22 protein-coding genes are annotated in these 21,319 nt (G+C 73.4%); 10 read left to right on the plus strand and 12 right to left on the minus strand.

Annotated features, from left to right (window positions below; all coding sequences use genetic code 11):
- Positions 1-16: 16 nt before the first annotated feature.
- A complete protein-coding gene (locus ACIRVF_RS04950; protein ID WP_402813791.1) occupies positions 17-709 on the minus strand; it encodes a hypothetical protein in 693 nt (230 codons plus the stop codon).
- A gap of 378 nt (positions 710-1,087) precedes the next feature.
- Between ACIRVF_RS04950 and ACIRVF_RS04955 the strand changes: the two genes are divergently transcribed.
- A complete protein-coding gene (locus tag ACIRVF_RS04955; protein WP_402814617.1) occupies positions 1,088-1,891 on the plus strand; it encodes a thioesterase family protein in 804 nt (267 codons plus the stop codon).
- Positions 1,892-1,948: 57 nt separating this feature from the next.
- Here the strand turns inward: ACIRVF_RS04955 and ACIRVF_RS04960 are convergent, their stop codons facing one another.
- Entirely contained in the window at positions 1,949-3,274 is a 1,326-nt protein-coding gene (locus ACIRVF_RS04960; protein ID WP_402813793.1) for a radical SAM protein, read from the minus strand.
- A gap of 483 nt (positions 3,275-3,757) precedes the next feature.
- Here ACIRVF_RS04960 and ACIRVF_RS04965 point away from each other — a divergent pair, with 483 nt between their 5' ends.
- Both ACIRVF_RS04965 and ACIRVF_RS04970 read left to right on the plus strand, forming a co-directional pair.
- Positions 3,758-5,080 carry a family 2 encapsulin nanocompartment cargo protein terpene cyclase gene (locus ACIRVF_RS04965; protein WP_402813795.1) on the plus strand — a complete coding sequence of 441 codons (1,323 nt, stop codon included), beginning with the start codon at positions 3,758-3,760 and terminating at the stop codon, positions 5,078-5,080.
- Positions 5,081-5,158: 78 nt separating this feature from the next.
- Positions 5,159-6,037 carry a geranyl diphosphate 2-C-methyltransferase gene (locus ACIRVF_RS04970; protein WP_402813798.1) on the plus strand — a complete coding sequence of 293 codons (879 nt, stop codon included), beginning with the start codon at positions 5,159-5,161 and terminating at the stop codon, positions 6,035-6,037.
- 161 nt (positions 6,038-6,198) lie between these two features.
- On the opposite strand, the gene ACIRVF_RS04975 is transcribed toward ACIRVF_RS04970, so the two are convergent.
- On the minus strand, positions 6,199-6,852 hold the full coding sequence (locus ACIRVF_RS04975) for a dihydrofolate reductase family protein (RefSeq protein ID WP_402813800.1): 654 nt from the start codon (positions 6,850-6,852) through the stop codon (positions 6,199-6,201).
- 293 nt (positions 6,853-7,145) lie between these two features.
- Between ACIRVF_RS04975 and ACIRVF_RS04980 the strand changes: the two genes are divergently transcribed.
- Positions 7,146-8,261 (plus strand): phosphatidylinositol-specific phospholipase C domain-containing protein, encoded by a 1,116-nt coding sequence (locus tag ACIRVF_RS04980; protein ID WP_402813802.1) that lies wholly within the window; start codon positions 7,146-7,148, stop codon positions 8,259-8,261.
- Positions 8,262-8,306: 45 nt separating this feature from the next.
- Here ACIRVF_RS04980 and ACIRVF_RS04985 read toward each other — a convergent pair whose 3' ends face one another.
- Complete coding sequence (locus tag ACIRVF_RS04985; protein WP_402813805.1) at positions 8,307-9,530, minus strand: glycosyltransferase; 1,224 nt, start codon at positions 9,528-9,530, stop codon at positions 8,307-8,309.
- 216 nt (positions 9,531-9,746) lie between these two features.
- On the opposite strand from ACIRVF_RS04985, the gene ACIRVF_RS04990 reads away from it, so the two are divergent.
- From ACIRVF_RS04990 to ACIRVF_RS05010, 5 genes are all read left to right on the plus strand, one after another.
- Complete coding sequence (locus ACIRVF_RS04990; protein WP_402813808.1) at positions 9,747-10,139, plus strand: ribonuclease domain-containing protein; 393 nt, start codon at positions 9,747-9,749, stop codon at positions 10,137-10,139.
- Positions 10,140-10,281: 142 nt separating this feature from the next.
- Entirely contained in the window at positions 10,282-10,632 is a 351-nt protein-coding gene (locus tag ACIRVF_RS04995; protein WP_402813811.1) for a 5-carboxymethyl-2-hydroxymuconate Delta-isomerase, read from the plus strand.
- A 111-nt stretch (positions 10,633-10,743) separates the two neighbouring features.
- The gene (locus tag ACIRVF_RS05000) at positions 10,744-11,358 is read left to right on the plus strand and encodes a hypothetical protein (protein ID WP_402813813.1); all 615 of its coding nucleotides are present in this window, start codon (positions 10,744-10,746) and stop codon (positions 11,356-11,358) included.
- Positions 11,359-11,372: 14 nt separating this feature from the next.
- Positions 11,373-11,894 carry a hypothetical protein gene (locus ACIRVF_RS05005; RefSeq protein WP_402813816.1) on the plus strand — a complete coding sequence of 174 codons (522 nt, stop codon included), beginning with the start codon at positions 11,373-11,375 and terminating at the stop codon, positions 11,892-11,894.
- Positions 11,894-13,120: an MAB_1171c family putative transporter gene (locus tag ACIRVF_RS05010; RefSeq protein WP_402813818.1), complete on the plus strand. Its 1,227-nt coding sequence runs from the start codon at positions 11,894-11,896 to the stop codon at positions 13,118-13,120. Before ACIRVF_RS05005 ends, ACIRVF_RS05010 begins: the two co-directional genes overlap by 1 nt.
- A gap of 572 nt (positions 13,121-13,692) precedes the next feature.
- Here ACIRVF_RS05010 and ACIRVF_RS05015 read toward each other — a convergent pair.
- Together ACIRVF_RS05015 and ACIRVF_RS05020 are read right to left on the minus strand one after the other, a co-directional pair.
- On the minus strand, positions 13,693-14,343 hold the full coding sequence (locus tag ACIRVF_RS05015) for a helix-turn-helix domain-containing protein (RefSeq protein ID WP_402813820.1): 651 nt from the start codon (positions 14,341-14,343) through the stop codon (positions 13,693-13,695).
- A gap of 48 nt (positions 14,344-14,391) precedes the next feature.
- The gene (locus ACIRVF_RS05020; RefSeq protein ID WP_402813822.1) at positions 14,392-15,435 is read right to left on the minus strand and encodes a zinc-dependent alcohol dehydrogenase family protein; all 1,044 of its coding nucleotides are present in this window, start codon (positions 15,433-15,435) and stop codon (positions 14,392-14,394) included.
- Between the two features lie 114 nt (positions 15,436-15,549).
- Here ACIRVF_RS05020 and ACIRVF_RS05025 point away from each other — a divergent pair, with 114 nt between their 5' ends.
- The gene (locus tag ACIRVF_RS05025) at positions 15,550-17,361 is read left to right on the plus strand and encodes a GAF domain-containing protein (protein WP_402813825.1); all 1,812 of its coding nucleotides are present in this window, start codon (positions 15,550-15,552) and stop codon (positions 17,359-17,361) included.
- Positions 17,362-17,364: 3 nt separating this feature from the next.
- Here the strand turns inward: ACIRVF_RS05025 and ACIRVF_RS05030 are convergent, their stop codons facing one another.
- From ACIRVF_RS05030 to ACIRVF_RS05055, 6 genes are all read right to left on the minus strand, one after another.
- The gene (locus ACIRVF_RS05030) at positions 17,365-18,345 is read right to left on the minus strand and encodes an Acg family FMN-binding oxidoreductase (protein ID WP_402813828.1); all 981 of its coding nucleotides are present in this window, start codon (positions 18,343-18,345) and stop codon (positions 17,365-17,367) included.
- 32 nt (positions 18,346-18,377) lie between these two features.
- Positions 18,378-18,659 (minus strand): hypothetical protein, encoded by a 282-nt coding sequence (locus ACIRVF_RS05035; RefSeq protein WP_402813830.1) that lies wholly within the window; start codon positions 18,657-18,659, stop codon positions 18,378-18,380.
- Between the two features lie 117 nt (positions 18,660-18,776).
- Complete coding sequence (locus tag ACIRVF_RS05040) at positions 18,777-19,454, minus strand: response regulator (protein ID WP_402813833.1); 678 nt, start codon at positions 19,452-19,454, stop codon at positions 18,777-18,779.
- 72 nt (positions 19,455-19,526) lie between these two features.
- Positions 19,527-19,925: a universal stress protein gene (locus tag ACIRVF_RS05045; RefSeq protein ID WP_402813836.1), complete on the minus strand. Its 399-nt coding sequence runs from the start codon at positions 19,923-19,925 to the stop codon at positions 19,527-19,529.
- Positions 19,926-19,938: 13 nt separating this feature from the next.
- On the minus strand, positions 19,939-20,541 hold the full coding sequence (locus ACIRVF_RS05050) for a CBS domain-containing protein (RefSeq protein ID WP_402813839.1): 603 nt from the start codon (positions 20,539-20,541) through the stop codon (positions 19,939-19,941).
- 10 nt (positions 20,542-20,551) lie between these two features.
- A complete protein-coding gene (locus ACIRVF_RS05055; RefSeq protein ID WP_402813842.1) occupies positions 20,552-21,247 on the minus strand; it encodes a CBS domain-containing protein in 696 nt (231 codons plus the stop codon).
- Positions 21,248-21,319: the final 72 nt, after the last annotated feature.

The raw sequence follows: 21,319 nt of genomic DNA on the forward strand, positions 1-21,319 counted from the left end.
GCCGCCCGCCGAAGCCTCAGCGGCGGCCCCGCCCGCGCAGGGAGCGGCGGGCCGCGCCGAAGGTGAGGGCGGCCCACAGGACGGCCGCGGCGCCGGTGACGTAGACCCCGGCGCCGCGGAAGGACAGGTCGTCGTCCAGGGTGGCCGGCGGTGCCCAGCCGTCCGGGTCGGCCAGCACCGTCGTGGTCCGGCCGACGGAGCCGCCCGAGCAGCCGGTGCCGCCGATGGTGCCGTGCGGCAGCGGGTGGCCGTCCTCGCGCCGGATGCCGCAGGTCCAGCTCACCTTGCCCATCCGGTCCTTGCCGCTGTGCGCGGAGGTGATCACGACCCGGGTCTCCACCCCGCGGTGGGCGATCAGCTGGGCGCGCAGCGAGGCGGTGGGGATCACCAGCAGCAGCACGCCCAGGAACACGGCCGGCCAGATCACCCACCCGGTGCTGCGGATCATCATCAGCCCGACCACGGCCGCCATCAGCACCAGCACGGCGAGGACGGTGCAGGGGACCTGGTAGTCCGGATCGGTGGCGAGTGCGAGCAGACCGACGATCAGCAGCGGCGCGAGCAGACCGACCAGCAGCGCCGTACGGCGCACCGTGCGCGGGGCGAGCTGGACGTCCTTGCCCGGGCGGCGCCGGCGGACCGGCTTCGGCGACCGGCCGGCGCCCGCGGCGAGCGGTCTCTTCTGCTTCTTGTTCGGACGACTGGCCATGCTGCCCCCGTTTTCCGGTGTTCCGTTCGTGCTCGCGCCAGTGTGACGGCAGCCCCCGAGCCGGGGAAGACCGGGGTGGCCGACCAGGCCGGCCCGGTCCTGACGCCCCGTCGACTCGGGGGTGGTTCTGTTCCGACGGCCGGAAGGCGGGGCTCACGTCCCGGCGTTCGGGGCTTCGCGGGCGAAGCCGGACAGGAGCTGCGGGAGCGCGCGGTTGACCCGGAGGCAGTGCAGGAAGACGGCGGCCCCGGCCGCAGGCGTGTGGGGCGCATCACAGCTCCGGGGGCCGTTCGGACTCCTACGATCGTGATCGCGGACGTCCGCCACGGGCCCGGCGTCCGCCGCACCACCGCGATCCGGCCCGAGGAGAAGCGCACCTTGACCACCCCCACCGCCGCGCCCGACAGCTACTACCAGCGCACCGGCGAACACAGCTACAAGCCGACCGCCCACGCGCAGGGCGCCTGGCACCCCGACGAGCAGCACTTCAGCCCGGTGGGCGGCCTGATCGCCCACGCGATCGACCGCCACCGGGCCGACCGCCCTGCCGACGGGCTCGCCCTGGCCCGGATCAGCTACGACATACTCGGCCTGATCGCCCTGGACGAGCTGGAGATCACGGTGGGGACCCTCCGCCCCGGCCGCACCATCGAACTGGTGGAGGCGGTGGCCTCGGTCAACGGCCGGGCGGTGGTCCGGGCCCGGGCCTGGTTCCTGGCCGAGCAGGACACCAGCGCCGTCGCCGGCACCCACGACGAACGGCTGCCCGCGCCGGAGGAGTTCGAGCCGTGGGCGATGGGCGACCAGTGGGGCGGCGGCTACATCGCCTCGGTCGAGGTCCGCCGCCGGTTCACCGCCCCCGGCCGCGCCGCCGCCTGGCTGTCCACCCCGCTGGAGATCGTCGCCGGGGAGGCGAGCAGCCCGCACGCCGCCTTCATCGCCCTGGTCGACACGGCCAACGGCATCGCCGTCCGGGAGCAGCCCACCGCCTGGATGTTCCCCAACACCGACCTGACCATCCACTTCCACCGTCGCCCCGACGGCCGCTGGACCGGCCTGGACACCGCCGTCAGCTTCGGTCCGTCCGGGCACGGCGTCACCAGCACCGTGCTGCACGACGTCCACGGGCCGGTCGGCCGGGCCGAGCAGATCCTCACCGTCCGCCCGATGCCCGGTAGTTGACGCCGCCGGCAGACCGACGGTGCCGCCCCGAGCCCGGGACGGCACCGTCGTACCGGCTCAGCCCGGCAGCGAATCCATGAAGGAGCTCACCGAGAACACCGCCTTGCCCGGCCCGGCCGGCCCGTAGCCGGGCGGGGAGGACAGGCCGAACTCCTCCAGGGTGGCCCGGTAGGTCTGCAGCAGCCGGATGTGGTACTCCAGCGGCGCGCCCTGCGGATTGGCCTTGCCGAGCGGGGTGGTGGGCTCGGGGCACCAGGTGGTGAAGCGCGGCACCACGCCGTGGGACATGAAGAAGCGCAGCCCCTCCCGGGTGGAGGCGATCGCCTCGTCGACCGTGGTGAAGCCGAAGGGCTCGGCCATCTCCACGCCCGCCACGAAGTTGGGGATCACGTTCTCCGCGCCGAACACCTCGGTGGAGTCGAGGATCCGGCGGTGCCACTCGTCCCGCCCGACGTAGCGCTCCTTGCCGGGGCAGTAGAGCTCGAACAGCCGCTTGTCCCACACCTCGAAGTTGGGGTGGTAGATCTTCACGCCGTGGTCGCGGAAGCGCTGGACGTCATCGCGCGGCAGCGCCTGGGCGACCACCTTGCCGATCCACCGGTCGGGGAAGCGCTCCTCGATGGCCTTGGCGTACTGGCCGTAGAAGTCCGCCTCGTCCCGCCCGCCGACCTGCGAGGTGATCGCCCCGCCGGTGAGGGTGTACGCCCGGGAGGCCCGGGCCGTGTCGTGCCGGTCGATGATCTCCAGCGCCTCCAGCACCTCCTCGACCGGCTTGACCCCGGTGTACGGACGGCCCGCGGCCTTGTGCTGGCGCCAGTTGTGGTTGATGTCGCAGTACTGGCACTCCTCCTTGGCGCCGAAGTACTGGCAGACCCGGAACACCGTGAGGTAGATCAGGTAGCCCCACTGGATGGTCGGCGCGACCTCCATCACCGACTTCCCGTTGGCCAGCGTGTGCCGGTAGTAGTCGGGCATCGGCGGCAGGCCGACATCGGCGATCCGCGCGCCGTCCAGGTAGAGGCCGAGCGAGCCGTCCTCCCCGGCGCCGACCCGGTACGGCGAGTCCGGGTTGACCCGCACCGACACCACCGTGCGGCGCAGCCCGTACGGCCCGCCGGTCAGCACGATCTCCTCCGGCGGCCGGTTCAGCGCGGCCGCGCCCAGCTCGGGCAGGGTGCGGTGGTCGAAGGAGAAGATGAAGTACGACTTCGGCTTGACCTCGCCACCCCCGTCGGCGCCGGTGCTGCCGCTGAGGGCGGACTCGTCGAAGGCCATCCCGCCGCGCAGCAGGTCCTCCTTGATCACCGCCTCCCGGGGCACGTCGGGGAAGCGCTCCATGAGGTCCTCGACGACTGCGGTCCGGCTGCGGGCCTGGCTCTCCATGCGCTGCTCTTCCTTCCTGGCCCCGTTCCTCTCACGGCGCTGCGCCCAGTTTCCTCCCCCTTACGCGGGTGGCGCGGACAGGCCCGCCCGGCGGGAACACGGGGCGCAACGCCGGTGGGCGGACCGGGACACGGGTGGGGTTCACCGGATTGACGCGGTGGCGGAGCGGGGAGGGGTGCCCGGTTCGGGAACGGGCGCCGAACAGCGGGGTTGATCGATGCATGACTCGGGTGCGGGCAAACGCCGTCAGCCTGAACGTTCACCCTATCGGGTGTAGAAGATCGCCCGTTGCGATCCGGAACGGGCTTTCGCGCCTACGGTTGGGAAGCGAGCGAGACGGGGCCCGCGGCGTGGAGTTCCCCATCGCGTCAGGCGGGATGACGACCCGTCACCTCATGCGATCCCTCTCAGAGGAGGCTCCATGCCCCTGCGCACCAGAACGGGCACCCGGCCCGGGCCAGCACCCGCCCCGGCGGTGGGCCGATGAGTTCCCCGGCGATCGAACGGATCCTCCGCGGTCCCACCGGACTGGGCACCTCCGGGCTGCAGTTGAGGCCTCAGGCGCCGATGTCCGAGGCCGCCCGGCCGGCGGGTCGGGCCCCTGGGGTCCCGACCGCGGAGACCGCGGACACGGCGGTGGTCGAGACCAGGTTGGTCGAGACCGTGGCACTGGAGGCCGTCGTGACCGAGGCGGCGGCCCTCGGGGCGGCGGCTCCGGACGTCCAGAAGTCGTCCCTGCCCGTTCCCTCCCTGCCCGTGCCGTCCCTCCCCGCCGCGCTGACCGCGCCGCGGGCCGCCGCGGCGCCGAGCGGCGGGAAGCCGAAGCTCGGCGACCCGATCCCCGGCCTCTACCACCACCCGGTCGCCGAGCCCGACCCGGTCCGGGTGGAGGAGCTCAGCCTCAAGCTCAAGGCCTGGGCGGTCGACGAGATCGAGCTCTACCCGCCGGAGTGGGAGAAGGACTTCGACGGGTTCTCCACCGGGCGTTACATGGTGGCCTGCCACCCCGACGCGCCGAGCACCGACCACCTGATGCTCGCGGCCCGACTGATGGTCGCCGAGAACGCGGTGGACGACTGCTACTGCGAGGACCTCGGCGGCTCGCCGATCGGGCTGGGCAGCCGCCTGCTGCTCGCCCACACCGCGCTGGACCCGCTGCACACCACCCCGGAGTACCACCCGGCCTGGGAGGCCTCGCTCTCCGAGGACGCGCCCCGGCGCTCGTACCGCTCGGCGATGGACTACTTCGTCCGTGCCGCCACGCCCTCCCAGGCGGACCGCTTCCGGCACGACATGGCGCGGCTGCACATGGGGTACCTGGCCGAGGCCGCCTGGGCCGAGACCGACCACGTCCCGGAGGTGTGGGAGTACCTGGCGATGCGCCAGTTCAACAACTTCCGCCCCTGTCCGACGATCACCGACACCGTCGGCGGCTACGAACTGCCCGCCGAACTGCACGCGCTGCCCGCCATGCAGCGGGTGATCGCCCTGGCCGGCAACGCCACCACGATCGTGAACGACCTGTACTCGTACACCAAGGAGCTCGCCAGCCCCGGGCTCCACCTGAACCTGCCGGTGGTGATCTCCGAGCGCGAGGGCGTCTCCCGCAAGGAGGGCTACCTGAAGGCGGTCGAGGTCCACAACGAGCTGATGCACGCCTTCGAGGCCGAGTCGGCCGCGCTGGCGCTCGCCTGCCCGGTGCCGACCCTGGTGCGGTTCCTGCGCGGGGTGGCCGCGTGGCTCGACGGCAACCACTACTGGCACCGGACCAACACCCACCGTTACAGCCTGCCGGACTTCTGGTAACCACCAGGCCCGCAAGCCGCAAGCCGTTATTGCCCGATGTCCTGATAACCACCAATGAGAAACCCGGAGTTGACCCCCATGTCCCTGACCGACGACATCACCACCCCCGGCAGTGCCATCCCCGGCCCGGCGACTCCGTACCAGGGCGACATCGCGCGCTACTGGGACCACGAGGCACGTCCGGTCAACCTGCGCCTGGGCGACGTCGACGGCCTCTACCACCACCACTACGGCATCGGCGAGATCGACCAGGAGGCGATCGGCGACCCGGCGGACAGCGAGCGCGAGAAGAAGGTCATCGCCGAGCTGCACCGCCTGGAGTCCGCCCAGGCCGACGTCCTGCTCGACCACCTCGGCGACATCCGGGCCGAGTCCACGCTGCTCGACGCGGGCTGCGGCCGCGGCGGCTCGATGGTCATGGCCCACCAGCGCTTCGGCTGCCGGGTCGAGGGCCTGACCCTCTCCAGCCAGCAGGCCGACTTCGGCAACAAGCGCGCCGCCGAGCTGGGCATCGGCGACTTCGTCCGCTCCCGGGTCGCCAACATGCTGGACATGCCCCTGGAGAACGGTTCCGTCGCCGGTTCCTGGAACAACGAGTCCAGCATGTACGTCGACCTGCACGACCTGTTCGCCGAGCACTCCCGGGTGCTGGCGGTCGGCGGCCGGTACGTGACCATCACCGGCTGCTGGAACCCGAAGTACGGGCAGCCGTCGAAGTGGGTCTCGCAGATCAACGCGCACTTCGAGTGCAACATCCACTCCCGCCGCGAGTACCTGCGGGCGATGGCCGACAACCGCCTGGTGCCGCAGGCCGTCATCGACCTGACCCCGGACACCCTGCCCTACTGGGAGCTGCGGAACACCACCTCGCTGGTCACCGGCATCGAGGAGGCGTTCATCGAGTCCTACAAGGACGGCTCCTTCCAGTACGTGCTGATCGCGGCCGACCGGGTCTGACCGGGGCTGACCGGGTCATTCCGGTCCGGCCGGGCCTGACCCGGTCCGACCGGACCCCGGACCGACGGGCGGTCTCCTCGTGTGGGTGAGAGGAGGCCGCCCGTCGGCCTTCACGTCGGCCTTCACGCGGTGCGGTCAGCGGTCAGCGGGACCGGTGACCGTCACGCAGTGCCCCGGCGGGTGAAGGTGAGGTGGGTGACGCCGCTCGGGCCGGTCACCGCCTCGGTGTCGAAGCGCTCCTCCAGCCCTTCGAGTCCGGCCCAGAGCGACTCGCCCCGCCCGAGCACGATCGGCACCACGACCACGTGCAGGTGGTCGATCAGGTCGGCCTCCAGGAAGGCCCGAACGGTGCGCGGGCCGCCGCCGATCCGGACGTCCTTGCCGCCGGCCGCCTCCCGGGCCTGCCGCAGGGCCTCCTCGGGGGTGGCGTCGATGAAGTGGAAGGCCGTCCCGCCCTCCATCTCCAGGCTGGGGCGCGGGTGGTGGGTGAGCACGAAGACCGGGGTGTGGAAGGGCGGGTTCGCCCCCCACCAGCCCTGCCAGTCCTCGTCCTCCCAGGGCCCGCGCTGCGGGCCGAACTTGTTGCGGCCCATGATCTCCGCGCCGATGTCGTCGCCCCAGGTGCGGGCCATCACGTCGTCCAGCCCGGTGCTGCCGCCCTCCTTGCCGTGCATCCGCCGGAAGGTGCGGGTGCCGAAGAACCACCTGTGCAGCCGGTCGGTGGCGTGCCCGAAGGGGCTCTCCAGGCTCTGGCCCTCGCCGGTGCCGTAGCCGTCGAGGGAGATCGAGAAGTTGTGGACCCGGACCAGGGACACGGTGCTGCCTCCACTGCTCTTCGTTGAATACGGCGACTCGCGACCGTCCGCCACGCCACCCCGTCCGGCCGTCCGCTCGCGGGACAGACCCTAGCGCCCGGGTCCGACAAACCTGACGTTCCGTCACCGATGGGGCGTGGCGGCCGCGGGCGGGGGAGGGCCGGGGCAGGGGTGGAGAAGTCGTCACGCTATTGTCGTGCCTTCTTCACGAGGCGCACGCCCCGCCGGGCGATGCTGCCTCCGGCGGCGCGCACGGGCGGCCGCCACGACCGACCCCGGGGGGAACGATTCCGATGACCGCACGCCGCATGACCTCAGGCCGTACGGCCGCCCGCCGCACGACTTCCGGCCGCGCCCTGTCCGGCCTCCTGGCCGCGGGCCTGCTCGCCGGTGCCGCCGCCCTGGTGCCGACCGCGGCCCCGGCGGCCGCCGACACCGGCGCGGGCGACCTGCCGTTCGGCTCGGCCACCACCGTCGGCCTGCACAACACCTACGACCCGGCCGCCTACCAGTACCTCGCCCAGAGCCTGGACACCGGCACCGGCATGATCGAGCTCGACCTCTGGACCGACGTCATCACCAAGGAGTGGAAGGTCAGCCACTCCAACCCGCTCGGCAACTCCAACAACTGCACCGCCGCCGACAACCCGGGCCAGCTCTACGGCGGCGGCACCAACAAGAACCTGGAGCACTGCCTCGACGACATCCGGGTCTGGCTCGGCGCCCACCCGGCCGCCGGACCGCTGGTGGTCAAGCTGGAGCTGAAGGGCGGCTTCGCGGCCAACATGGGGATGGGCCCCGACCAGCTCGACGCACTGATCGCCGCGCACCTCGGCGACGCGGTGCTGCGCCCGGCCGACCTGCTGGCCAAGCCCGGCGGCGGCTCGTACGCCACCGTCGACGAGGCCGTGCGGGCGGGCAACTGGCCGAGCCGTTCCGCCCTCGCCGGGCGGGTCCTGCTCTACGCGATACCGGGGACGGTCGAGGAGAACAACCCCTTCGACACCCTGCACACCGACGTCGAGTACGGACGGCACCTGCGCGACCTCGCCGCGGCCGGGCGGATCGGCCAGGCCCAGCTGTTCCCGGCCGTGCACGGCGCGGCGGCCGGTGACCCGCGCAGCAAGTACACCGGCGCGGACGCCGGGATCCGCCCCTGGTTCGTGGTCTTCGACGGCGACGCCGCCACCTATCTCAACGGCATCGACACCGCCTGGTACGACCGCTCCCACTACCTGGTGGTGATGACGGACGCCCAGAACGTCGCGCCGCAGATCAGCGCCACCGACCCGACCGCCGACCAGGCGCGGGCCCGGACCGAGCAGCTGGCCCGGGCGCACGCCAGCATCGTGTCCAGCGACTGGCGCAAGCTCCCGACGGTGCAGTCCCTGGTGCTGCCCCGCGGCTGACTCTCCGCAGCGGCCCGGCCCGACCCGAGTCGGGCCGGGCCGGGCTCAGCGGCGAGGGCCCCCGCTGAGCCGGTCGACATGGGCGAGGACGGCCCCGGCGCCGTCCTCGCCCGCGACGGCCCCGGCGAGCTCGGCCGCCCGTCGGCGGACCGGCTCGGCCAGCGCGGCCGTGATCGCGGCGGCGAGGCGTTCGGCGGTGAGCTCCGTGAAGGGCACGGTCTCCGGTGCCACCCCCAGCCCGTGCAGCCGCGCCGCCCAGAACGGCTGGTCGATCATCACGGGCACCGGCACGGCGGGGACCCCGGCCCGCAGCGCGGCGCCGGTGGTCCCGGCCCCGGCGTGGTGGACGACGGCGGCCGTGCGGGGGAACAGCCAGTCATGGGGCAGGTCGCCGACGGAGAGGATGCCGTCACCCGCCGCCGTCAGCCCGGCCCAGCCCGCCTGGACCACCGCGCGCACACCCGCCCGCCGCACCGCCGCCGTCACCAGCTCACCGAGCCGCTCGCCCTCGTCCGGCGCCATGCTGCCGAAACCGATGAACACCGGAGCGGGCCCGGCCTGGAGGAAGTCGACCAGTTCGGCCGGCGGCCGCCGGCCCAGCGGCCGGGCGGGCCACCAGAAGCCCGACACCTCCACCGGTGCCGGCCAGTCCGCCGGGCGCGGCTCCAGCAGCGGGCTGTAGCCGTGGACGACCGGCCGGGTGTGCCCGAGCGGTTCCGGCGCGGCCGTGCCGGGCAGGCCGAGGCGCTCGCGCATCCGCGCCACGGCTCCGGAGAACAGCCGCTCCGCACTGCGCAGCCGTTCCCGGCCGGCGGCGAGGTTGCCCGCCGGCCCGAGGTCACCGGTGCCGGCGGGGCCGGGCAGGGGGAACCGCGCGGTGGCGAAGGCGGGTGTGAGGTAGGTGCCGAGCACGGGCACGCCGAGGGCCTCGCCCGCGGTGAGGGCGAGAGGCGACGGGGCGAAGGCGGTGAGCAGCAGGTCGGCCCCGCCCGCCACGGCGTCCGTCACGCCGTCGGCGAGCCCGTTCACGAACGCGGTCGCCAGTGCCCGGGTCTCCTCCGGGGAGGTCGCCCGCGACCGGCCGAGGACGAACTCCCTGGGGTCCCCCGGGAGCGACCGGAACTCCAGCCCGCAGGACTCGATCAGGGTGGCGAAGGTCGGGTGGGCGAGCACCGAGACCCGGTGCCCGGCGTCCACCAGTCGCCGGCCCAGTCCGGTGAACGGTGCGACGTCTCCGCGGGAGCCGGTGGTGACGATCAGGATGCGCATGGGGTCGATTCTGCCGCCGACCCGGTGCGGCCCGGCCGGTATCCGCCGTGTGGCGCCGACCAGTTGGGGCCTTCTCCGGACGCGGCGCTGCTTCACCGGACCGCGACGGCGGCCGGCCTGCCGGTTGAAGTCATCGGCGGATACAGCGAGTTGACCGGAGATGAAGACTCCGAACGTGGCTTCCGGGGAGCCCCGGGGCTCGCCATCCTGGTGGGCATGACCCGAACTCTACGCGCGTGGAAGTCCCGTGCCGTCGCCGTCGCCGTCCTCTCCCTGGCCACCCTGGCGCCCGTCGCCGTCGCCACCGGGGCGCAGGCCGCGGTGAGCGGCAAGGTGTGCGTCTCCGCCCTGCCGTCCCAGGCCCGGACCACCCTCGGCCTGATCGCCAAGGGCGGCCCGTTCCCGTACCGCCAGGACGGCGTGGTGTTCACCAACAAGGAGGGCGTGCTGCCGGCCCAGCGCTCCGGCTACTACCACGAGTACACCGTGGTGACCCCCGGTGCGCCGACCCGCGGCACCCGCCGGATCGTCACCGGCCAGCGATACCAGGAGGACTACTACACCAGCGACCACTACGCGACCTTCCGCCTGATCGACTTCGGCTGCTGACCGCACCCACCGCCCCGCCGGGCCCCGGCCGCCGGAACCCACGGCGTGCCGGGGCCCGCTCGCGTTCCCGGGCACAGGGCGGCCCGGTGTCAGGGCGCGGTAGGGTCGGCGCGCTGCCCGCCCGTACGAACCGGAGGAACCCGTGCCGCAGATCCTGGTCGACCACTCGGCCGAACTCGCCCTCGACCGGGCCGGACTGGCCGCCGAGCTGCACAAGGCGGTCACCGAGGTGATCGACACCACCGTGCCGGAGTGCAAGACCCTGTTCCGACCGGTCCCGCACCACACCGTCGGTGACGGTACGAGCGGTGAGGCCCTGGTGCTGGTGGAGATCAAGATCCTGGCCGGCCGGAGCACCGCCCAGCGCGCCGAACTGACCGCCCGGGTGCGCGACGTGCTGGGCGCGCACATCGCCGTCCCGGCCGCGATCGGCGTCCAGGTCACCGAACTCGACCGCGACACCTACCGCTTCGTCCACCACCCGGGCCGCTGACAGCCGCTGACCTCCCGGGCCCTCCCGGGCCGTCACCGCCCCTGCGCCGCCTCGGCTACCGTCCGGTCGGGCACCGACGGTAAAGTGGCAGGCCGCGGAGGGGGGACGCAGATGGCGAAGACGGCAGCGGGCGACGGAACGGGCGGGTCCGAGCAGCCGGGGGAGCGCGCCTCGGCCATCGCCCGCCGACTGGACCGGCTGATGGCCCGTGAGGCGGCGAGGTCGGGCGGACGCCCCCCGGCCTACCGTGAACTCGCCGACCGGATCAACCGCCTGGCCGGCCGGGACGTCATCTCCCGCGACACCGTCCGCAACCTCCACCTCGGTCTGAACCAGAAGGGCCAGGCCTGCAACCCGACCGTGGACACCCTCGACTGGCTGGGCCGGGGCTTCGGGATCGGCGCCGGCGCCAGCTACTTCCTGGACGACGCCAAGGCCGCCGTGGTCGACGAGCAGCTCGAACAGCTGGAACGGGTCGCCGAGTTGAGGCAGGCGCTGGGCAATGACGGAGTGGTCAACCTGGTCAGGCGGGCCTCGGCGCTCTCCGACGGAAGCCTGCGGGTGCTGCTCTCGCTCGCCGACAACCTCCGGAAGCTCGAACAGGACGCCGCGGGGGAGGGCCCGGTGGGCCAGGACGGCCGGCATGCCGCTCCCGCCGACGGAAAGACGACGGGTGCGCGCCGTGCCGCCCCCGGACCCGCACCCGTAGAACGCCCCCGCCCCTAAGGAACACCCTCGCCTTGGTCTTCCCCCGCGGCCTGCGCCGACGTTGCGAACAGCGGCTGTCCGGCCTGAGCCTGCCCGCCCCCTTCACCGTCGAGGGCTTCCGTGCCGCGCTGGAACGCCGGCGGGGCCGACGCATCGTCATGGAGCCGCTGCCCGCGCTCGGCCCCGACCTCCCCTGCGGCCTGTGGATCGCGCTGCCCAGCATCGACGTCGTCTACTACGAGGAGCGCACCAGCCCGGCCCACCAGGACCTGATCAAACTGCACGAACTCGGCCACGTCCTGTGCGGCCACACCGGCACCCTCGAACTCACCCGGCTGACCGCCCTGTTGCCCGACCTGACGCCCGAGCTGATCGCCCAGCTGATGGGCGCGGGCCGGACGAGCTACCAGACCGCCGACGAGCAGGAGGCCGAGATGATCGCCCTGCTGCTGGCCGACCTGGTCGACGCCACCACCGACCCGAGCCCCGACTCCGACCGCCTCGCCGCGAGCCTGCTGCACCCGATCCGCCAGCCCCGGTGGAGGAGGCCCTGATGCGCCCCCTGTTCACCTGGCTGATGCCCACACTGATCTGGGCCGTCGTCATCTGGCGGGCGCCCTCGGCCTTCGTTTCCCGGGCCAACCGCGCGCTGTGGGCGGCCTTCACCGCGATCGCCCTCGGGCTCAGCTGCCGTCCGGCGTCCGTCGAGCGGGCACTCGGCGAGGTCACCGGCATCCGGGACGTCACCCAACTGCTCAAGCACCTCGCCGGAGTCGCCGCGGCGTACTTCCTGCTGGAGTACGTCCAGGCGGTCCGGCGGCGCCCGGAGCGGCCGGGCGCCGCGCGCGTGCGACTGCTGCTCACCCTGGCCGCGGGCCTCGCCCTGACCCTGCTGTTCGTCTTCGCCCTCCCGCACGACGCCGACGGCGCCTTCGGCATCGACGCACACTTCGGCGAACCAGGGGTCAAGGTCTACCTCTGCGTCTTCGACACCGTCTTCGCGCTGGCCGGCGCCCGGGCGATGGTGCTGTTCTGGTCGAACCGGGAGGCCGTCCCGCCCGGGGCGCTGCGGGCCGGGCTGACCTGCCTGGCCGCGTCCGGGGCCACCGGCCTGGCCTATGCGCTCTACCGCTACCACTTCATCATCACCAGCGGCAACGCGACGGAGTTCGACGCCGACGGCAAGCCCGTACCGCTGCAGGACACGGTCAGCGAGCTGCTGCCCGCGCTCATGCTGGTGCTGCTCGTCCTCGGCGTCACCGTCCCGCCCGCCCGGACCCTGATGGGCTACCTGCGCGACCAGTACGCGCTGTGGCGGCTGCACCCGCTCTGGGCTGACGTGGTGGCCGCCGTCCCGCAGGTGGTGCTCGGCACCCCGAGCAGCCGGCTGCGGGATCTGCTGACCGTCCGCGACCGCTCGGTCGAACTCGCCCACCGGGCCTTCGCCATCCGGGACGCGGCCCTGGTGCTGCGAGAGGACACCCCGGTGCCCGAGGCCGCCTCGACGGCCGTGGACGGTCCGACGGCCGGGGTCGGTCCGACGGCCGGAGCCGCCTCCACGTCGGCCGGCGACGGGGACCTCGCCCGGGTCGAGGCCCGCTGGCTGCGCACCGCCGTCCGGCACCGGGCCAGGGCCCTCCCCGCCCCCGCCCCGCCCGCGGCCCTGGCCGCCACCACCGGCGGCCGCACGCCGCGCGAGGAGATCGCCTGGATGCTCTCCGTGGCCGCCGCCTACCGGCAGCTCGGTACGGACGAGAGCGACCGACGGTCCACCCCCTGACGCGAAGTCACTACCCTCCGCTGACCGCCCGTGCCGTCCGGTCCCGCCCGGGAGGTGCCGTTTTCCCTCCCTGGCGATTATGATCGTCGCGCGGCGGGGGAGCCCGCCGCTGCCAACCTGGGGGCGGGAACGTGCGGTTCGGGAAGCGGACGCGGCGGACGCCGATCCCGTGACACCGGTTGGAGCCGGCGGGCCGTAAGCGCCCGAACAGTACGGCGGCCCCGGGGAACCGGGCCGACCGGCGGGGCGCTCCCGACCTACGGGGGTGGGCGGGAGCGCCGGCCGTCGGTCCGTCGAGGACTTGTCACGGACCGGACAGACGATCGGGCCAGAGGAGCTGACACAGGCTCGGACGCGTCGGTAAGCGATCACACAACAGGCCGGCTTGAGGAAGGCCTCGTGGATGCGGTCACGGCAGGCAGCGCAGGCCACGAGGGCTTGCACCGCCGGTCGAGCATGACGCGCGCCCAGTCGGACGGCGGCCATCCGGCACGGCCGAGATCAGCAAGGGCCCGGACGTGATGCACCTGGACATCACCGGTGGTCCCGCCGCCGACACCCCGGCGGGACCTTCAGCCCGCGCCGATCCTGCGCCCGGTGACCTCGGCGGGCCGGATGCGTACCCACAGCGGGCGGGAGCCGCCGGCCCACGGTGTGGCGCCCGGTAGCGCCGTGAGCCGCTGTTGCTCCTCCGGGTCGTCGACGTGGTGGGCCTCGCCGAGCATCAGGACGCTCCAGCCGTCGCTGCGGTGGTCGTCGATGTGGTCGACCTGGAACGAGGCGGGCGAGCCCTCGGCCGGGGCGGCGGTGCCCCTGGGGGAGGTGCGGTAGACGATCGTTCGGGCGTCCACCGCGTAGTTGACCGGGAGAACGGCGGGTGCCGGTCCGACGGGCAGGCCGACGCGGCCCACGCCGTGGGTGCCGACGAGTTCCCAGCACTGCGGCTCGGTCAGGTGGAACAGCGGGCGCGGGTCGGCGTCGGCCTGTCCCGGTGGCGCGTCGGGGCGGTGTCCGGTCAGCAGCTCCGGCCAGCTCGTCCCGAGCGCGGTGGCGATCCGGACGAAGGCGGGCGGATCGAGTTGAGGTCCGGTCTGCAGGAGTTGACGCAGATAGGCCGGTGCCATGTTCGCCCGGTAGGCCAGTGTGCCTTCGCTCAGGCCGAGTTGGTCACGGCGTTGGACGATCCGGCGGGCGATGGCGACGGGGTCAGGGTGTGCGGTCATGGCGGCGACTCCTCCGTCCATGGTGGCGATTCCTCCGTCCATGGCGGGTCACGTCCGGAAGAGAGCGACCTTGAGCGCGCCGGTGTCGGCCGCGTCGGCGAAGACGTCGTAGGCGTCCTGCATCTCGTCCAACCCGAAGCGGTGCGTGACCAGGCCGCCGACGTCCAGTCGGCCGACCGCAAGCATGTCGAGCAGCAGCGGGGTGCTGTGGGTGTCGACCAGGCCGGTGGTGATGGTGACGTCGCGGATCCAGAGGTCTTCCAGGTGAAGTACCGCAGGCTTGCCGTGCACGCCGACGTTGGCCACTCTGCCGCCGGGGCGCACCAGTCGGGTGCACAGTTCGAAGGACTCGGGCACGCCGACGGCCTCGATGGCGACGTCCACGCCGAGCCCGTCCCGGGTGAGCGCCCGCACGGCCTCCGGGCTGGCTTCGGCGGCGGTGAGGGTCGTGTCGGCGCCGAACCGCTTGGCGGCGTCGAGGCGGCTCTGGGCGAGGTCGATCGCGATGATGCGGGAGGGGCTGTAGAGCCGGGCGGTGAGAACGGCGGCGAGGCCGATCGGCCCGGCGCCGACGATGGCGACGGTGTCACCCGGTCCGAGGCGGCCGTTGCGGACGCCGACCTCGTAGGAGGTGGGCAGGATGTCCGCGAGCAGCAGGGCGTCCTCGTCCCGGACACCGTCGGGCAGCGTGTACAGGGAGGTGTCGGCGAAGGGGGTGCGGACGTACTCGGCCTGGCAGCCGTCGATCAGGTGGCCGAGGATCCAGCCGCCTCCGCCGGTGCACTGGCCGTAGGCCGCGGTGCGGCAGTAGGCGCAGCGGCCGCAGGCGGAGATGCAGGAGATCAGGACGCGGTCGCCGGCCGTGACGGTGCGCACGCCCGGTCCGCTCTCGGTGACGGTGCCGACGGCTTCGTGGCCGAGGATGCGGCCGTCGGTGACCTCGGGGACGTCGCCCTTGAGGATGTGCAGGTCGGTGCCGCAGATGGTGACCGCGTCGACCCGGACGACGGCGTCCTCGGGATCGCGGACGGCCGGATCGGGGGCATCGCCCCAGGTGCGGCGGCCGGGTCCGTGGTAGGTGAGCGCTTTCATGGCTGCGGGGGCTCCTCTCGGGCGGCGGAGCCGGATCGGTTCCGTTCGCCCTTCCAGCGTTCTCCGCGCCGGTGCCCGCTGCCAGGGGGCTGGTGGGGTGCTCGCACTGGGCCGATGGACCCCTTTCGCCCGACGTGCCACGGCGGGCGCGCCTACGCTGGTCTGTGGGCAGGGGGGCGAGCCAGGGAGGATCCCTTGGGCAGCGCGTCGGAGACCAGCGCATCGGCGACGGGCTCGCCCGTTCCGAAGCTGCGGCTGGACGAGCTGCTGGAGGAGCTCCAGGCCCGGTTGGACGCGGCCCGGGGCACGCGGGACCGGGTGCACAGCCTGCTGGAGGCGGTCCTGGCGGTCGGGCGCGACCTGGAGCTGGCCCAGGCCCTGCAGCACATCGTGGAGGCGGCCGTCACCCTGGTGGACGCCGAGTACGGCGCGCTCGGGGTGATCGGCGAGGACCAGCGGCTGTCGCAGTTCATCCCGGTCGGAGTCACCGAGAACCAGGTCAAGCTGATCGGCAACCTGCCGTCCGGGCACGGCATCCTCGGCGAGCTGATCCGCCGCCCCGAGCCGCTGCGGCTCAGCCGGATCTCCGACCATCCGGCCTCCTACGGCTTCCCGGCCAACCACCCGCCGATGCGCAGCTTCCTGGGGGTGCCGATCCGGATCCGGGACAAGGTGTTCGGCAACCTCTACCTGACCGAGAAACGCGGCGGTGGCGACTTCGACGCCGAGGACGAGTCCGTCCTCGCCACCCTCGCCGTCGCCGCCGGCGTCGCCATCGACAACGCCCGGTTGTACGACCGTGCCCGGCAGCGGCAGCGCTGGCTGGAGGCGAGCGCCGAGGTGACCAGCAGTCTGCTGTCGGGCAGCGCGGAGCAGGAGGTCATGGACCTGCTGCTCGCCCGGGCGACGGAGATCGCCGGCGCCGACCTCGCGGTCGTGGCCGTACCGCTGCCGGAGACCGGCGAACTGGAGATGAGGATCGCCGTCGGCCTCGGTGAGCGGGAACACCGCGGTCTGGTGCTGCCGGTCGAAGGCTCCTTCATGGGAGCGGCCTTCCGCACCGGCGGGCTCGTGATGAGCCCGGACGTCCAGACGGATCCCCGGATCACGGCCGGTCCGCCGCGCTTCCAGGGCCTCGGCCCGGCCCTGGCAGTGCCCGTCGGCACCTCCGAGCGCGGGATCCGGGGCGTGCTGTTGCTGGCCCGCGCCGCCGGCGCGCCGCTGTTCGAGGAGGACGAGGCCAGGCCCCTGCTCGGCTTCGCCGGCCAGGCGGCGGTCGCGATGGAACTCGCCGAACGGCGCCGCGACTCGGAGCAGATCGCGCTGCTGCAGGAACGCGACCGGATCGCCCGAGACCTGCACGACCTCGCCATCCAACGCCTCTTCGCCACCGGCATGACCCTCCAGGGCGCGACCCGCTTCATCGAGCACCCCGAGGCGACCGACCGCGTCCTGCGCGCGATCGACGACCTGGACGAGACGGCCAAGACCATCCGCGCCACCATCTTCGGCCTGCGTCTGCGTGAGAGCGGGCCGGCGGCGTCCGGACTGCGCACCCGCGTGGTCGAGGTGGTCGAACGCGCCGCCCGTTCGCTCGGCTTCGCCCCGGCGCTGCGGATGAGCGGCCTGCTCGACGTCACCGTGCCGCCGGAGATCGCGGAGGCGGTCGTCGCCGTTCTGGAGGAGGCGCTGTCCAATGCTGCCCGCCATGCCGGGGCCGACACCGTCGAGATCTCGTTGGTCGCCGACAGAGAGCTGACCCTGACGGTCACCGACGACGGTATCGGCCTTCCCGAGGGCGGCCGCCGCAGCGGGCTCGCCAACCTGGCCGACCGCGCCGCCGGATTCGGCGGCACCTTCACCGCCCGTGCCCGCCAGGAGGGCGGCACCGAACTGGTGTGGCGCGTTCCCCTGCCCGACGGATAGGCATCAGGGCTGCTCCAGCACGTCGCCGGGGCCCAGACGGGGAGTGGGCGCGCCCCCGGGGCCGTAGCCGAGGCGGATCAGCATCTGGACGTAGCCCGGGCCCTGGTGCGGGTCACGGGCCTCCCAGCGCAGGTAGGGCCATTCCATGGCCTGGTGCAGCAGGGAGGTGCGGACGCCGTGGACGGTGGCGGCGAGCAGGACGTGTTCGAGGGCGAGGCCGGCGCGCAGCCAGTCCCCGGGGGTGTCGTGCCCGGTGGCGAGGACGGCGATGCGCGGCTCGGCTTCGAAGGCGGCGGGGGCTTGGTGTTCGGCGGCGCGGATGGCGGCGAAGTCGCGCATCGGCAGGTGGCCGGATCGATCCTGGGGGCCGAGGGCGGTGGCCGGGATGCCGTAGGGCGACGCGTCACCGGTGCGGATCCAGCTGCGGCTCTCGGTGCGCTGGGGCTCGTCGGTGGTGTTGCGGCGTTCGGCCTCGGCGGTGAGGTGCAGCAGCCGGGCGGTCTCCTCGTGGTCGGGCAGGTGGAGCAGGGCTTCCTCGGACCGGGCGGTGGTGACGAGTTCGTCGAGGACGGCCGGAGGAACGGGCTTGTCGGTGAACGGTGTCCGGGTGGAGTGCCGGTGCCAGATCGCCTCGTACAACTCGCCGATGCCACGGACGGGCGCGGCGGCCGGGGTGTCCAGCTGGACGGTGGCGAACAGGTCCGGTGTGCCCGGGTCGGGCAACAGGCGTACCTCGGGCGCCCAGCCGAGGTGGCGGGCGGCGATCCGCAGGTTGAGGACGGCCGTACCGACGGAGATGTGCAGAGCACGTCCCTGGGGATCCGCCGCCGGGACGGTCCGGCTGCGGTCGGCCCAGACTTCCAGGGTCGAGGTGTCGGGCTGGAGCCGGAAGCGCCAGGGCTGGCTGTTGTGGATCGAGGGCGCCGCGACCGCCGCGGAGACGAGCTTCTCCAGCGTGGTGGCGTCGAGGGCGAGAGTGGGCACGACCGCCTCCAAGGGGGCGTGATCTGGCGGGGTCAGCCGGAGGCCGGCGGGTTGCCGCCGCGCAGGGTGTCCAGGCGAGTGCGGTACTCGTCGGGGTCGATCTCGCCGCGGGCGAGGCGCTCGGCGAGCAGTCGTTGCGCAGAGGTCAGCTGCGGCGGTGCCACAGGATGCACCGGGGCTGACGGGCTGCGCGGGGTCGACCGGCCGCCCGGATGCCGGACGAGCGCGACCACTCCGAGAACCACGAGCGCTCGGAAGGGCTGCATGCTCACGCTCATCAGGCCGATGCCCGAGCCGTCGGTCCAGTACGTCATCGCCGTCTCCTCAACCGTGACGGGAGGTCGAACACCTCCACCGTGCGACGGGGGAACGGCGTGCCGCTTGGGCCGTTCGGCACCACCTCGGGGCCCGGACGGGCCCCGTGCGGTGGCTCAGTGCGGGCGCTGGTGGTGCTGCTGCTCGGGCTCGGCGTGGGCGGCGAGGACGGCCGCTTGGAGCCGACGCTCGACGCCCAGCTTGGCGAGCAGCCGCGAGACGTGGTTCTTCACCGTCTTCTCGGCGAGGTACAGCTGCTGGCCGATCTGGCGGTTCGTCCTGCCCTCGCCCACCAGGGCGAGGATCTCCCGTTCGCGCGGGGTGAGCCCGGCGAGGGCGGCGTCGGTCTCGTTCTCCTCGTGGTGGCGCAGGCTCTCCATCAGCTTGTGGGTGGTGGCCGGGTCGAGCATGGACTGGCCGGAGGCCACCGTGCGGACGGCACTGACCAGGTCGGCGCCCTTGACCTGCTTGAGGACGTAGCCGGCCGCGCCGGCCATGATCGCGTCGAGGAGGGCGTCGTCGTCGTCGAAGGAGGTCAGCATCAGGCAGACCAGGCCGGGCATCCGGTCCCGCAGCTCCCGGCACACGGTGACGCCGTCGCCGTCCGGGAGCCGGACGTCGAGCACGGCGACGTCCGGACGCAGCGCGGGTACCCGGGCGAGGGCCTGGGCGCAGCTGCCGGCCTCGCCGACGACCTCGATGTCCTCCTCGGCTTCCAGCAGGTCGCGGACGCCCCGGCGGACCACTTCGTGATCGTCCAGCAGGAAGACGCGTACGGGCTGGGGCGCGTCCATGGCAGGCTCCGAGGGGGGTGCGCGGGCGTGACACCACCGATTCTGCGCGCCCGCGCGGCCCGGCGCACCGTGTCAGGCGTGCGGCACCACGACGACCGGGCACCGGGCGTCGTGGATCACCGTCCTCGTGACCGGCCCCAGGTGGTGCCCGGTACGGCCGAGCACCAGCAGCTCGGCCGAGGCCGCGGCTGCCGTGATCCCGGCGGGCGCGGGCTCGTCCACCAGGGCGACGTCCACCGTCAGCCCGGGGTGGTCCGCCCGTGCCCTTTCGGCCGCGTCCGCCAGCATCGAGACTGCCAGGCCGCGGGCCTCGCTCACGCCGGGCAGTCCGGGCGCCGCGTGCTGCGGCCAGGGCCAGGCGTACACCAGGTGCAGCGGCAGCCCGCGGCGGACGGCCTCGTCGGCGGCCCAGCCGGCGGCGGCGAGGCTCTCGGGCGAACCGTCGACAGCGGCCAGCACGAACGTGGCCATGGGGCCTCCCCGGTCAGGCCGGGGCGGTGAGCCGGAGCTCGACGCCGGCCACACCCGGCACGGAGCGCACCAGGCGCTCCAGGACGGCGGCGGAGAGGGTGTCCGGCAGGCCGCCGGTGAGGGTGATCCGGCCGTTCTCGGAACGGACGTCGGTGTCCACCGCGGCGCTCGGGCCGAGGACGGCGACGAGCTCGAAGCGGACCCGGTCGGCGAGTTCGCGGTCGTCACCGAGGTAGACCTTCAGCAGATCGCCACGGCTGACGATGCCGACCAGGTAGTCCTCCTCGTCGACCACCGGGAGCCGCTTGAGGTGGCCACGGGCCATCGCCCGCGCGGCCTCGTTGAGCGGGCTGCCGGGGTGCACCGTGACGGCGGGGACGGACATCATCCGCCCCGCGGTCAGGGCTTCGGCGCGCTCGCCGTCGCGGTCGCGGGCGGTGAGCAGGTCGGCCTCGGAGACCACCCCGACCACGCGGCCGTCGCCGGTCAGTACGGGGACGGCGCTGACCCGCCAGCGCTGCAGGGTCTCGGCGATCTCGCGGAAGTCCGCGTCGCGGCCGACGGCGACCACGGCGTGGGTCATGACGTCGGAGACAGCGCTCGGTGTGCTGGTCATCGTGGGCCTCCTACGACGCCGCGCGGTAGGCGCGGGGGTGTTCGAGGGCCGGCTCGGTGTCGTCCTCGGTCCAGTCGAGGGTGGCGTGGACGGCGACCACACCGTCCACCGCCCGGCAGAGCCGTTCGGTGACCGGGATCAGGCTGCGACGCGGCAGCCGTCCGTTCAGCGTGACCACGCCGTTGTGCACCGTGACCTCGATGTCGCCGGGGGTGAGCCAGAGGGTCTGGCCGAGCACGTCGTGGTTGATCTCGTCGCGGATGGCGGCGTCATGGCGCAGGAAGACCTGCAGCAGGTCCCGGCGGCTGACGATGCCGACCAGGCGGCCGACCTCGTCGACCACGGGCAGGCGCTTGACCCGGTGCTTGTCCATGGCGCGCGCGGCCTCCGGCACCGACCAGCCCGGCCGGGCGGTGACGGCGGGGCTGGTCATCAGCCCGCCGGCGGTCTCCGCCTCGGCGCGGGCGCGGTCCTTCCCGTCCAGCCAGCGGCCCGGGTAGCGGCCCTCCGGGTCCGGCAGGACGGCCTCCTTGCGGATCAGGTCGGCCTCGGACACCAGGCCGAGCGGCCGTCCCTGGTCGTCGATCACCGGGATGGCGGTGACGTCGTTGCGGTGGAACAGCGCCGCAACCTCCTTGAACGGTGTGTCGGGCCGGGCGGTGACGACTTCTCGGGTCATCACGTCGTTGACGCTGCGGTGCGACATGGTCCTCACTCCTCCTCGGGCGGCCCCGTCTTCACTGTCCGTCGGCCGGCGACGGCCGCACAGGGCCGGACG

The organism is Kitasatospora sp. NPDC101157, from assembly GCF_044768255.1.
Classification (GTDB): Bacteria; Actinomycetota; Actinomycetes; order Streptomycetales; family Streptomycetaceae; genus Kitasatospora.

What these genes read in the sequence shown, in the direction of transcription:
- ACIRVF_RS05045 (WP_402813836.1), bottom strand. Translation starts at nt 19,925, where the DNA reads ATGGCCACGTTCGTGCTGGCCGCTGTCGACGGTTCGCCCGAGAGCCTC.
- ACIRVF_RS05040 (WP_402813833.1), bottom strand. Translation starts at nt 19,454, where the DNA reads ATGGACGCGCCCCAGCCCGTACGCGTCTTCCTGCTGGACGATCACGAA.
- ACIRVF_RS05015 (WP_402813820.1), bottom strand. Translation starts at nt 14,343, where the DNA reads ATGACCGCACACCCTGACCCCGTCGCCATCGCCCGCCGGATCGTCCAA.
- ACIRVF_RS04950 (WP_402813791.1), bottom strand. Translation starts at nt 709, where the DNA reads ATGGCCAGTCGTCCGAACAAGAAGCAGAAGAGACCGCTCGCCGCGGGC.
- ACIRVF_RS04980 (WP_402813802.1), top strand. Translation starts at nt 7,146, where the DNA reads ATGACCGCACGCCGCATGACCTCAGGCCGTACGGCCGCCCGCCGCACG.
- ACIRVF_RS05055 (WP_402813842.1), bottom strand. Translation starts at nt 21,247, where the DNA reads ATGTCGCACCGCAGCGTCAACGACGTGATGACCCGAGAAGTCGTCACC.
- ACIRVF_RS04970 (WP_402813798.1), top strand. Translation starts at nt 5,159, where the DNA reads ATGTCCCTGACCGACGACATCACCACCCCCGGCAGTGCCATCCCCGGC.
- ACIRVF_RS05025 (WP_402813825.1), top strand. Translation starts at nt 15,550, where the DNA reads ATGGACCCCTTTCGCCCGACGTGCCACGGCGGGCGCGCCTACGCTGGT.
- ACIRVF_RS04990 (WP_402813808.1), top strand. Translation starts at nt 9,747, where the DNA reads ATGACCCGAACTCTACGCGCGTGGAAGTCCCGTGCCGTCGCCGTCGCC.
- ACIRVF_RS05010 (WP_402813818.1), top strand. Translation starts at nt 11,894, where the DNA reads ATGCGCCCCCTGTTCACCTGGCTGATGCCCACACTGATCTGGGCCGTC.
- ACIRVF_RS04985 (WP_402813805.1), bottom strand. Translation starts at nt 9,530, where the DNA reads ATGCGCATCCTGATCGTCACCACCGGCTCCCGCGGAGACGTCGCACCG.
- ACIRVF_RS04960 (WP_402813793.1), bottom strand. Translation starts at nt 3,274, where the DNA reads ATGGAGAGCCAGGCCCGCAGCCGGACCGCAGTCGTCGAGGACCTCATG.
- ACIRVF_RS04965 (WP_402813795.1), top strand. Translation starts at nt 3,758, where the DNA reads ATGAGTTCCCCGGCGATCGAACGGATCCTCCGCGGTCCCACCGGACTG.
- ACIRVF_RS05035 (WP_402813830.1), bottom strand. Translation starts at nt 18,659, where the DNA reads ATGACGTACTGGACCGACGGCTCGGGCATCGGCCTGATGAGCGTGAGC.
- ACIRVF_RS05000 (WP_402813813.1), top strand. Translation starts at nt 10,744, where the DNA reads ATGGCGAAGACGGCAGCGGGCGACGGAACGGGCGGGTCCGAGCAGCCG.
- ACIRVF_RS05050 (WP_402813839.1), bottom strand. Translation starts at nt 20,541, where the DNA reads ATGACCAGCACACCGAGCGCTGTCTCCGACGTCATGACCCACGCCGTG.
- ACIRVF_RS05020 (WP_402813822.1), bottom strand. Translation starts at nt 15,435, where the DNA reads ATGAAAGCGCTCACCTACCACGGACCCGGCCGCCGCACCTGGGGCGAT.